We start from the raw sequence: 11,159 nt of genomic DNA, 5'->3' as shown, positions 1-11,159 counted from the left end.
GAGGCCCGGGATTTCAGCCGCTGGATTCAGCTGATGGCCAAGCCCGGAAGGAGCAAGACTCCGAAGCGCCGGTCGGCACCGAGCGGAACCGGCCCGAACCCCGTGACCGGCAAGCCGACGGTCGGGCCCGGCTATGCCCGGACCACCGTCGCACACAGCGAGACGGTGCTGCGACGCTTCTACGACATCCACCGCGACGCCGGCACCGGGCCTCTGCTCAACCCGTTCCCGCTGGACCTGTCGCGCCGCTCCGGCCGCGCGCACGCACACCACAATCCGATGGACGGGTGGAAACCCGAGCGCGTGGGCCGCTACCGGCCCAGCCTTCCGCGGCGGATCCCACGCTCCATTCCCGAGGAGTGGTTCAACAAGCTGTTCGCCGCCCTGCCCTCGCATCGCGACCGGGCCCTGGTCGCGTTCTGGATTTCCACCGGGGCCCGGGCCTCGGAGCTGCTCGGCATCCGACAGCGCGACGTCGACCCCGGCCAGCAGCTGGTCAGCGTGGTGCGCAAAGGCTCGCGGGCAGTCCAACAAGTGCCGGCGTCAGCGGACGCGTTCGTCTGGCTGCGGCTGTATCAGCAGGCGATGCACGGGCAGGTCCCACACGGTCGTACGCAGCCGGTGTGGTGGACACGGCGACGCCCGATTCGGCCGCTGACCTACCACGGTGCCCACCGGATGTTCGAGCGAGTGAACGCCTCGCTTGGCGCGGACTGGACACTGCACGATCTGCGGCACAGCGCGGCCGCCCGGATGGTGCGCGACCCGAAGCTGACGCTGGCCGACGTGCAGTGGGTGCTCGGACACGCGCATCTGTCCGCCACGGAGGTATATCTGACGCCGCACAAGGAGGAGGTCGTGTCCGGCGTGCTGGCCTACCACGCGCGCCGGGCCCGGGAGGACGTGCAGCCGACGCCTCCACCACCAGCACCGGGTTACGACCAGGCGTCGCTGGACGTGTTGTTCGGACGCTCGTCGTGACGGCCGTCGTCAAGCACTCCACGCGCACCCCGCTGAAGGTCGCGAACGCGACCGTGGAGCAGGCCCAGGCGCGGAATGGCCAGTTGCGGGAGCAGTTTCCGCCCCGGCCACCGGATTGGCGGTGGCTGCACGCCACGCAGTCGCTGGAGGAGACCCTGCGGAGGCTGACGGCACCGCCGTTCCTCCCGGCGGCCAACGGCACCCGAGCCGGACGTCGCCGCGGGGTGACCAAAGTGCTGCGCTGGCTGTCCAGCCTGCCCGGGGATACCTGGCAGGAGCGATGGAAGGCTTCCGGGGCGGAAGACCGGCCCGGGGCCGCCTGGGTGGAGATCCCGTTGCAGTGGCTGCGCGAGCACGGGCCCTCGCCGTCCCATGACCGCGAGGACCTGCCTTCCGGGCTGCTCATGCTCATCTGCGGAGACGTCATCCGTCCCGGCCTGCCGTGGATGCTCACCCGCACCCACCGGTATCTCGCCTCCGCGATGGCCGAGATCCGGGACCCGGACGGGTTCGCGCGCCTGCACCAACTCGCCGCGGCAGGACCGGCCAGCTCGCGCAAGGACGCCCAGATCGCCACGACACGGATCGCCACCATCCTGGCCTGCAAGGGCGGAACGATCGACGACATCACGGTCGGCGACTGTGTGGAACTCGTTGATACCCAGCGTCAGGTGCACGCCCGCGGCGGACAGAAGAAGGTCGACTTCTACCTGCGGCTGCGGGACCTCAAGGTTTTCCCCGAGGATGCCCCGGCCACGATCCGAGCCTTCGGACTCGCCCTGGGCCAGCTGAGTATCGAGGAACTGGTGGACCGCTACCGGATCCAGTGCCGACCAGTACGCGACCTGCTGGTCGACTATCTGCGCGAGCGTCAGCCGTCGCTGGACTTCGCCAGCCTGGACGCGATCTCGCGCACACTCGCCGGTCTGTTCTGGGCCCGGATCGAAGCCCTGGCCCCGGGGATCGACACGCTACGGCTGCCGCCGGCAGTGGCCCGCGCCTGGAAAGGTGATTTGAGGGTCAAGAAGCGTACGGTCACCGGCCCCGACGGCAAGAACGTCGAGGTCTCCAGCCCGCGCCTGAATGCCAAGGACGAGCTCATGCGCGTCCGCGCCTTCTACCTGGACATCGCGCAATGGGCCGCCGAGGAACCGGCCCGCTGGGGGCCCTGGGCCGTGCCCTGCCCGATCAGCGACGACGAGATCCAAAAGGCGAAGGAACGCAAGCGGCGCAAAGCCCGGATGGACCAGCGCACCCGCGAGCGGCTGCCCGTCCTGCCCATCCTGGTCAGCACTGCCGACCGGCGGCGACGCACAGCCGCCGACCTGCTCCAGGCGGCACGGAACACCGAGCCCGGGGCCGTCATCCCCGGCACCGATCCTGCACTGCGAAGAGCCCTCGCCCCCAATGCCGCAGGCCACCTCACCTGGGCCGAGGAGACGTACGGCGGACGCCGGCGGAACCTGACCTACGAAGAAGAGGAGGCATTCTGGGCCTTCGCCGCGATCGAGGTCTTGCGCCTGACCGGCGTGCGGAACGAGGAACTCTTGGAGCTGACGCACCACAGCATCACCCAGTACCGGCTCCCGTCCACCGGCGAGGTCGTCCCACTGCTGCAGATTGCTCCGTCCAAGACCGACACCGAGCGGCTCCTGCTGGTCAGTCCCGAACTCGCCGACGTGCTCAGCGCCATCATCAGCCGACTGCGCGGCCCCACCGGGGCCATTCCGCTGGTGGCCGCCTACGACGTCCGCGAGAAGGTCTGGAACCCGCCGATGCCGCTGCTGTTCCAGCGCGGCATCGGCTCCGAACACCGCGTCTTCACGCCGACCGCGCTCCGGAAGCTGCTGATCAACGCGCTGGCCGCCACCGGCCTGACCAATGTCGACGGCGAGGCACTCACCTTCTCGCCCCACGACTTTCGGCGGATCTTCGTCACCGATGCCATCATGAACGGCCTGCCACCACACATCGCCCAGGTGATCTGCGGGCACAAGAGCATCGACACCACGATCGGTTACAAGGCGGTCTATCCCGCCGAAACGATCGAGGCCCACCGGGCCTTCATCGCCCGCCGGCGATCCGCCCGTCCCAGCGAGGAGTACCGGACCCCGACCGAAGAGGAGTGGGACGCCTTCCTCGCACACTTCGAGAAGCGGAAGGTGTCCATCGGCACCTGCGCACGCGCCTTCGGGACCCCGTGCATTCATGAGCACGCATGTGTCAGATGCTCACTCCTTCGACCTGACCCGTCCCAACGTGCACGGCTTGCCGAGATCCGCGACAACTTGATCGCCCGAATCGCCGAAGCCGAGCAGGAAGGCTGGCTCGGCGAGGTCGAGGGGCTACAGGTCAGCCTCGCCGGGGCGGAAGACAAACTCGCTCAGCTCGATCGCCGCCGCGGCCATCACACCGCTGTCGACCTCGGGATCCCCACTCGGCCGCCAGCTACCAGTCCCTCAACCAGCACCTCGTGAAGGCAAAATGATCAGAGGATATCCGTGGTCGCCGAGAAGCTGGCCCGCCTACGCTTCCAGCCCATGCGCAGTGTGTTCGTGTTCCCCACAGGTGAGCGAGCTGAGACCGTCGCCTTACTCGATCGGCACCTTCCTCAGCAGCGCGATCCATGGACTCTGGACGGCAACCTCTACATCGAGATCGACGATGAGCAGACCGGCTACCTCTTCTACTACTGGGATCCCGACGACGTGGCGGTCCTCGAAGCAGCCGTCGGATACCACCCCACCTGGGCAGTGCAGATCGACATCTCCGGGCGGATAGATGGCACCGCAGAGATCCGCCAACTGACCGCGCTGCTGCTTGAGCACGGAGGCGTGGCGATCGACGACTACTCCGCCCACCCCTGGACCTTGCAGGAAATCGAGACTGGAGCAGTGAACGAGGGTCTGCGCTTCTTCGACTTTCGTGCCTACCACGAACTCAACCGCGGGCAAGGACATTCCTGACTGATCGCCACTCGAGAGCAAGTTCAGAGAAGCAGGCATGCTCGTGCGCGCACGGAGTGCCGTAGGGCCGGCCGCAGGAGCCGAGTTCGACGCGGCGCTTGTCGAAGTGCTCCTGGAAGTCCTCCCACTCGTCGCGAGTGGGCTCCCGGTACTCCTCCACTGGTCGCGTTCCTCGGCGTCGGGCGAGGAACTGGTGGTAGTGGCTGATGACGTCCTCGTCGAAGACCGCGACGTAGCCGCGGGTAGTGCGGATGTCGAGGTGCCCGAGCAGGGCGGCACCGATATGAATCGGCAGACCGTTGTTCACCAGCTCGGTCGCGAACAGCCGTCGGAAGTCGTGCGGGGCGAAGTGCACGTTGGCGAACTCCGGGTGCGTGGCGGCCAGCTCATTGCACGCACGTCGGACGATGCGCCACACCGTCGTGCTGGACATGCCGCGCTGGCTGCTGCTGTGGACGGTCTGGAAGAGGTAGGGCAGCTCCTCGCTCCACACCTTCTCGTGCAGGTCGTATCGGGCGCAGACCGGGACGGTGCCGTGTTCCTCGCGGTGGCGGCGGATGACCTGGGCGATGACGTGGAACAGCTCGGCCGACATGGGGATGACGCGTTCACGGTCGCTCTTGGACGGGCTGATGACCAGGAGCGCGACGACCTCGCCGTTGGGGCGCTGGTACTGCCTGACGCTGAGGTGGCTCAGTTCGGTGAGTTCCTCGGCGCGCAGGCCGGCCAGCCGGAGTGTCTCCACGACGGCCCACTGCCAGAACGCGGCGTTCTCGTCCTGGGAGACGCGTACGAGGTCGCCAGTGGTGCGGTTGACCACACGGACCGGGGGCCGGTTGTGGCGCTCGTTGCAGGACACCCGCAGCCATGTGGTGCCGTCGTGTACGAACTCTTCGCCGGGTCTGACGCTTTGTGCGGCCTTGAGCAGCTCTCTGCGCTGGTGCCAGGTGTCGTTGACGTGCTGGGAGAGGATCGGCAGCAGCGGCTGACGGACTCGCGTGCGGTTGGCGATCCGTTCGTTCAGGCGGCGTCGACGCAGCTGGAAGTGGCGCAGGTCGGCGTCCCGGACCGGGCAGGGCGCGACCCATTTCGCCCACCGCTCGGGCTCGGCGACGGACCAGGTGTGCAGGTCGAGGTAGAGGGACCGGACCGCCAGCAGCGGGCCGTCCATGTCCAGGCGCGGCTTGCCACCGGGCAGGACCAGCAGCTTCTCCTTCCACTGTGTGAAGGTCTCCTGCGACAGCCGCAGGTCGGCCTGCTCGGGATTGATCTCCTCGATCACCTTCCAGAACGTCTTGACCAGGCGGGTGATCAGGTGCCGCAGGGTCGAGTAGTCCAGCTCGGCGGAGCGGCGGCGTACGTACTCCACCAACAGGTCCCGCACCTCGCGGTTGCGCAGCTGATGGCGGTCTACGGCTTCCTCGATCGACAACTGCCCCCGGGTGACAGCAGCCCGCAGAGTTCGCGGAGCGGAGCGCGGAAACTGCCCCATCTCGTGCAACACCGGCCAAGCCAGTGTTCCGGAGAAGGTGCCCGACTCGGCGTCTTCCCCGGCCAGAGCATGGGCTCGGCATTCGACGGCGTAGTGCAGCAGGGCCTCGGGCGTGAGCCCGTCCAGGTCGATCCCGAAGACCGTCAACGCATAGCAGACGTCGGACTTCGCCCGGCCACGACGGGAGGAGCCGACGGGCAGCTGATCGACCCGCTCGCAGAACTCCTCCAGCCACGGATCATTCGCGATGCTGCGGAACCACGGGGTGTAGCGGGTGAAGGTGTTGGAGCGCAGGCCCAGCAGCGTGGGTCGGATCAATCGCATGGCGAAGCAACGGCCCGCCGCCGCGCTCAGCCGACGACTCAGGGCACGGTCGTCTCCTGCGACCCGGCCGACGGGAATGCCCGCATCGTGGCCGGCCGCTTCCCAGCGCTCCTGCCAGGTATCTCCAGGAAATCCGGTCAGATAGCCGAGGAACTCCTGCATTTCTTGACGTGCTCGCCACGTCTTGGAGCCAGCAGGCAGGAAGTGCCCGATGACCACCTCGATGATCTCCTCCACCGAGGCCGTCGCGAAGTCCCCAAGCGAGCGAGGCGGCCGCCTCGGCCGTGGCGGAGGGGCGGGAATGATGGCAGTGGGCTCGAAGTTTCCGGTCGCCACCCGGCCTTCGGCACTCTCATGACGGCGGACCCGATTGGTCGTCGGGCCTTGGAGCCGCAGGCTGTCGCCGACTTTAGCGCCCGGCACCGAACACCGCCTCGATGTCGCTCGCCTCGTATCGCTGCGGCCACGTGGTCGGCTGGACCGGCCGTGCGTAGTGCTCTGCGAGCTTGTCCACCAGGTCGTCCAGCCCGACCACGGTGTAAAGCGCCGTGGTGCTGATATGGGCATGTCGCAGGATCGTCTGCACCTCCACCAGTGTCAGCTCCGGGTCGCGGGCGAGTCGGGTCGCGGCGGTGTGCCGCAGGTCGTGCAGCGTCCAGTTCGCCCCGATCGCTTCGTCCGCGCGCTGGATGATGCGGCGGGCCGCCCAGTAGGTCAGCGGTCTCGGCTGGCCGCGGCGGGTGCGCCAGAGCAGCATGCCGTCGGGTGGGAGCCCGGCCTCCTCCAGGTAGGCGGCGAGGTGGGCGAGAGCCTCGGGCGATACCGGAACCGGTTGTCGGGCCCGGCTGCCTTTGGAGATCACCCACAACTGGCCCTTGGTCCAGTCGACGTCTCCGAGTTCGACCCCGAGCAGTTCGGATGCTCGGGCGCCAGACGAGACGTAGCAGGACAGCAATGCCCGGTCCCGTGCGCACTTCATCTGCGTGAACAGTTCGTCCCACTGGTGATCGGGCAGTGCCCGCGGTTGCCGGGCAGGCACCTTCGGCCGCAGCCGGCCGCGCCGGTACGCGGCGCGAGCCTCGATGGGCGACAGGTGCGCTAGCGCAGCACGGCGTGCCCTGTTCTCAGGCACTGGGTTCACCACCGGACCCCGGCCGAAGTGCAGGTGAAAGGCGTAGAACCCATGAACTGCCGAGAGGTTGTGAGCGATGGTCGCCGGCGCGTACCCGGCCCGAAGCGTCGGCTTGCCCGTCTTCGGGTTCACCGTCCCGGCCCGGTGGCCACCGGCCCGGCGCTGGCGCTGTGGGTTGCGAGCCGAACGGAGCCAGCCCACCAACGCGGCGGTCTCCGCCTCGGTGGCCTGCTCCCAGCCCACATCCAGTGCCCAGAGCACTCGGTACCAGCGCAGCAGGTCAAAGCCGTAGCTGCGACATGTAAGCGGGCTGACATCGCCCAGCATCCGGTCCCGAAGGTAACTGCTGACCGGCTCGATCTCCCGACCAGCAGCATCCACCACCCGCCACGGCAGCGAAGGCGACTCGCCTTCTACCACTGCCCCCATCCGGGGCAGCCGTACCCGGCCGTCAATCAGATCTCGATGAATCGAAGGAGCTTCATGCACCCCCGCATGCTCGTGAACCAAGGTCACGGAGTCGAGCCGTGGCCTGAGCTAGTGCAGTCAACTGATCAGCTGAGCCATCAGCTCTTCGTCAAGCAACGGCGCCTGATAGCGATCGATCGTCCCGATGTAGAAGAGCCAGCTGTGCAGCCGGTTGGCAGGGCAGTGCCCTTGGCCCGCATACAGATTCTCCGGCTCGTGCTCATCACCCCAAGAACCAACGTAGAGGTAGGAGGCGCGACGCAAGCCCTCGTCCAGAACTGGGGTTGGATCGTCCTTGCAGTTCCAATAGATCCGAGCCTCGTCCTCAGGTATGGGGCCCGGCACGGCCGCCAACCACAGTTGGTAGATCTCCTCCACTGCTGCAGTCTGGCATGCCGAGCCAAGGCGAAGCCCCAGTAGTGACCGAACTGGGCACCACCGTCCGGTGCCGTACTCAGCTCTCCTGGTCCTCGACAATGCCGATGGCGAAGGGGAACGACTTCAGGAACTCCCGCCGTGCAGGATCCTCCTCCGCTTCGGCCAGGCCTGCGAGTACCTGCAAGAGCCGTTCGCGTTGGTCTGAGGGCAGTCGCAGCAGCGCCCCGCCCACGCTCTCCAACATCTTCACCGCGGAGTCGGGATCCACTTCCTCGTCCCCACAACTCTCCAGCCACCAAACGACATCGACGAGCAGGCCAGTGAGTGCCGACACGAGCGGATCCCTGTCAGTCATCCGTACAACCTAGCCGACCCTACGACACCGCTTCCTGAGCTGGTGGGTGTCTAACTGCATGACCACGTTCACGTACAGGGTGGAGCGCCCACCCATGTTGCTTCAGGACGAAGCGGCAGCTTCGTTAGGGTGCGCCGCATGACCGACGACGCCCCGGCCTGTCCCGAGTGCAGCCAGCCAATGAAGTCCGGCGGCTTCGTTCTCTGCGAGCGGGAGGACGATGGCTTGCGGACCTGCCGCACGCTGTGGAGATGTGCCGTTCGGCATGTCTGGTGGGGCTGGGCCGACCGGCCGGATGAGCCTTTGGAGGCGTGCCCGCTGCCGCAGCTGTTTCGCTGACATCTAACGCTGACATCAACGACCGCGGACGGCTGCGACAATCAGCAGCCGCGTGCGGCACCGGTGCACGAGGCAGGCCCCAGCGAGACTGGGGCGAGATCGAACTCCTAAAGCGGGTGTCGACGGCACCGCCCCTTTGGTGGCAGGCGGGGCGCCTATTCGAAAGGGGGAGCGGCTGCCACTAACATGCTGCTGGCCCGCCGCCCCCGACAACTGGCCGCGCCTGGTCCGCCCCACCCTCCACGAGGTGACTGGCCTGTGCGGCGCCCTCGCTGTCGCCACCGTCGCTCTGGACCTCTCCAACCGCCTCGCCGAGGTCTGACCACAACCGCAGAAGGCCGCCCCCGCCGACCGGTAGGGGCGGCCTCCGCCGTACGCCGTCCGCCCGGATGGTGCGTACGCTCAGGACGGACGAACGAGGGAGACACGACGGCCGGCGACCAACGGCTCCGGGGGTATCCGGAGGTCGCCGCCCACCTGGGCATCAGCGTCCGGGCCGCCCGCAGCCGCAAGAGCCGGGGCACTCTGCCAGAGCCCGACGACACCAGGGTGCCGGACCGGCCGCGCTGGAGGCCCGCCACATTGCAGGGCTGGCAGCCGGTCGGCCGAGGGTTCCGCAGCGACCTGCACGGCACCGCCCATCACGACGGCACCGCATCCGGCTGACCGGCAGTCGGTCCCGCCCATGGGCTGCGGCCATGACGACCGACTCACCGATGCCGTCCCCGCCGTTCCCCTCGCCCGACAGCGCCGTGCTCCGGCTGATTGTCGGCAACGCCATCGCGTCGGTCCGCAGCGGCGAAGCCTCGGTGGAGGAGGCGATCCTCCACGCAGCCGTCCACGACTGGTACGAGGGCCATGTCCAGGGCGAGGACGAGTGCCCCGGCTGCGACTTCCGGGGCGAGCTGCCCAAGCACGGCAACCGCGGCTGAGCGCGGCTAGATTCCGGAGCCGGCAGCTCGGCCAAGCGTTCGCGCCACCCGCCGCACCAGTGTGGTCGGCTTCAGGTTCCGTTCCACCCTGAGCAGGTAGCTGACCGGAGAGCCAGCGAGCTGCGCGTCGCGTGCCTCCGCCGTGGCCTGGCGCAGGGTCGCGGCGGCGATCGCGAGACTTCCTCCGGCGATCGGCACGTTGCCTGCCCAGCCGCTCGCCGCCGCGGCGAGGGCGGGCACTTCGAACTTGTAGTTCAGCGCGCTGTAGAAGGTTTTGAGGTTGAGGCCGCTCATAGCCTTGCGCAGGTCCTCAAGAGGCTGGGCGATGCTCTCGTCGAATGTCATCCGAAGGTGGTGTTCGAAGGCTGCGCGGTCTTCGATGCCGCCCACCTGCTCTCGCAGGTCTGCCGCAGCCTTGTCGACTGCTTGGGTGAAGGCACTGAATTCTGCCCGGTAGTCGTTCCGCACTTGGATGATCTTCGCCACCGGCACCGAGCGCAGGCCGTCCGGGAGGACGCACTGCACGGCCATCAGCCCGAGTCGTGTTGTCTCGTCGGAGCTTGCCGGTCGGGGCGGCTCGCCCAACATGGCGGCAGCGATCCGGTCGCTGTCCCAGCCGTCCGTGGCGCTGTGGGCCGCGACCTGGTCGGTGATCGGTGCGTAGCGCGTACGGCGGGCCAGCTCCTCGGTGAGCACACACTTGTAGATCCAGGCCAGGACCGGGTCCATGGCCAGCCACGTCACGTCCGCGGATCTGGCGATGCGCGACCGCATGGCCGGCACGGCGAGACCGGCACCGCGTAGGGCGTCGGCAAGCCCTGGGTCTACCTCGTGCGGGTAGAGGCCGGCGAGGGGGCGTTCGTCGCGCGGAAGCGTTCGCAGGTCGTCAGGCGAGGTCGGCTCGGCGTTGATGATGCGCTGTCCCATCAACAGCGCGGGCTGGTTCCCCTGTTGCGTGTGGAAGGGTCGGGTGTCGGCCGTTGCCAGAAAGCGCTGCCTCAGTTCGGTGCCGTGGTCCTCGACAGCCTTCAAGAAGGCGGGGGCGACAGCGGCTGCCGCTTCCCTGGGGTCCACGTCGGTGAGGAAGTTGTCCAGCCCGTCGCGCAGGGCCTTGACCAGACCCGGGTCACTGACAGGAAATCCGCGGGGGACGACTCGGGCCAGGCCCGGCCAGTAGAGGGCAGCGGCCTTGATCCACTGCTCCTTGCGGAAGTGCACGTACGGGTAGTAGAGGCCGATCCGCTGCACTGCTGCCCTTTCACCGCGTCATGTCGGCCTCACCGGATGCGTCCGGGGGCCGACAGCATGCTACGCAAGCGGTGTTCGCTGCTGGTGCAAGGAGCGGAACCGAGCTGCTCTACTCCAGGTAGGTTCCGGCGAACGCGCCGTCGAAGCCGAGTGCGATCAGGCCCTGCTCGACGCTGGGGTAGGCCGTCCCGTCCGGGATGGCGATCATGGCGTCGAAGTCGGCGCGGCTGAACTCGGACTCGAGCCACTGGTTGCTGCAGCGGCAGCGGACCCAGACGTTGCGACCGTGGTTGATGAGCAGCCAGTCGCGCCGGGCCCGGCAGGCCGAGCACAGCACGGGGATGCCGCGCAGGGACAGCTCCGGCGGGTGGCTGAGGCATCGCGTCGCTCCGGGTCCGCTGGGCGGCTGCGTCTCGTACTGGAGTTGCAGCAGCGGATCACTTCCGGCGGGGGCGGCGGGCAGGACGAGGGTCGGCTCTACGTGGTTGTCGGTCGTTCTGAGCACGAGCGTCATCTCCCGGTCGAGGGCCTTCTCTTCATCCGT

The 11,159-nt window shown here is 68.0% G+C and carries 11 protein-coding genes; 5 read left to right on the top strand and 6 right to left on the bottom strand.

The window, feature by feature from the left end; genetic code table 11:
- The 3 genes from VXC91_RS22715 to VXC91_RS22705 all read left to right on the top strand — a co-directional run.
- Positions 1-981 (top strand): tyrosine-type recombinase/integrase (locus tag VXC91_RS22715; protein WP_329509157.1); only part of this gene is annotated, 981 nt, incomplete at its 5' end.
- Positions 978-3,458, top strand: a complete 2,481-nt coding sequence (locus tag VXC91_RS22710) for a site-specific integrase (protein ID WP_329509156.1) — start codon at positions 978-980, stop codon at positions 3,456-3,458. The genes VXC91_RS22715 and VXC91_RS22710, both read left to right, overlap by 4 nt.
- Before the next feature lie 24 nt (positions 3,459-3,482).
- Positions 3,483-3,947, top strand: a complete 465-nt coding sequence (locus VXC91_RS22705) for a hypothetical protein (protein ID WP_329509155.1) — start codon at positions 3,483-3,485, stop codon at positions 3,945-3,947.
- Here the strand turns inward: VXC91_RS22705 and VXC91_RS22700 are convergent.
- The 4 genes from VXC91_RS22700 to VXC91_RS22685 form a co-directional block, all read right to left on the bottom strand.
- On the bottom strand, positions 3,922-6,000 hold the full coding sequence (locus VXC91_RS22700; RefSeq protein WP_329509154.1) for a tyrosine-type recombinase/integrase: 2,079 nt from the start codon (positions 5,998-6,000) through the stop codon (positions 3,922-3,924). The genes VXC91_RS22705 and VXC91_RS22700 overlap by 26 nt on opposite strands.
- A gap of 172 nt (positions 6,001-6,172) precedes the next feature.
- A complete protein-coding gene (locus VXC91_RS22695) occupies positions 6,173-7,222 on the bottom strand; it encodes a tyrosine-type recombinase/integrase (RefSeq protein ID WP_329509159.1) in 1,050 nt (349 codons plus the stop codon).
- A 219-nt stretch (positions 7,223-7,441) separates the two neighbouring features.
- A complete protein-coding gene (locus VXC91_RS22690; protein ID WP_329509153.1) occupies positions 7,442-7,741 on the bottom strand; it encodes a hypothetical protein in 300 nt (99 codons plus the stop codon).
- Between the two features lie 76 nt (positions 7,742-7,817).
- Positions 7,818-8,075, bottom strand: coding sequence for a hypothetical protein (locus tag VXC91_RS22685; RefSeq protein ID WP_329509152.1), 258 nt, complete (start codon positions 8,073-8,075; stop codon positions 7,818-7,820).
- Positions 8,076-8,234: 159 nt separating this feature from the next.
- Between VXC91_RS22685 and VXC91_RS22680 the strand changes: the two genes are divergently transcribed.
- The gene (locus tag VXC91_RS22680) at positions 8,235-8,435 is read left to right on the top strand and encodes a dehydrogenase (protein WP_329509151.1); all 201 of its coding nucleotides are present in this window, start codon (positions 8,235-8,237) and stop codon (positions 8,433-8,435) included.
- A 698-nt stretch (positions 8,436-9,133) separates the two neighbouring features.
- A complete protein-coding gene (locus VXC91_RS22675; protein WP_329509150.1) occupies positions 9,134-9,367 on the top strand; it encodes a hypothetical protein in 234 nt (77 codons plus the stop codon).
- Between the two features lie 6 nt (positions 9,368-9,373).
- On the opposite strand, the gene VXC91_RS22670 is transcribed toward VXC91_RS22675, so the two are convergent.
- Both VXC91_RS22670 and VXC91_RS22665 read right to left on the bottom strand, forming a co-directional pair.
- Positions 9,374-10,615 (bottom strand): DUF6236 family protein, encoded by a 1,242-nt coding sequence (locus VXC91_RS22670; RefSeq protein WP_329509149.1) that lies wholly within the window; start codon positions 10,613-10,615, stop codon positions 9,374-9,376.
- Positions 10,616-10,724: 109 nt separating this feature from the next.
- A complete protein-coding gene (locus VXC91_RS22665) occupies positions 10,725-11,129 on the bottom strand; it encodes a hypothetical protein (RefSeq protein WP_329509148.1) in 405 nt (134 codons plus the stop codon).
- Between the last annotated feature and the right edge of the window lie 30 nt (positions 11,130-11,159).

The sequence above is a fragment of the Streptomyces chiangmaiensis genome, assembly GCF_036281785.1.
Lineage (GTDB): Bacteria > Actinomycetota > Actinomycetes > Streptomycetales > Streptomycetaceae > Streptomyces > Streptomyces chiangmaiensis.
The sequence above is the reverse complement of the archived record's forward strand: the minus strand, read 5'-3'. Positions and strand labels throughout refer to the sequence as shown.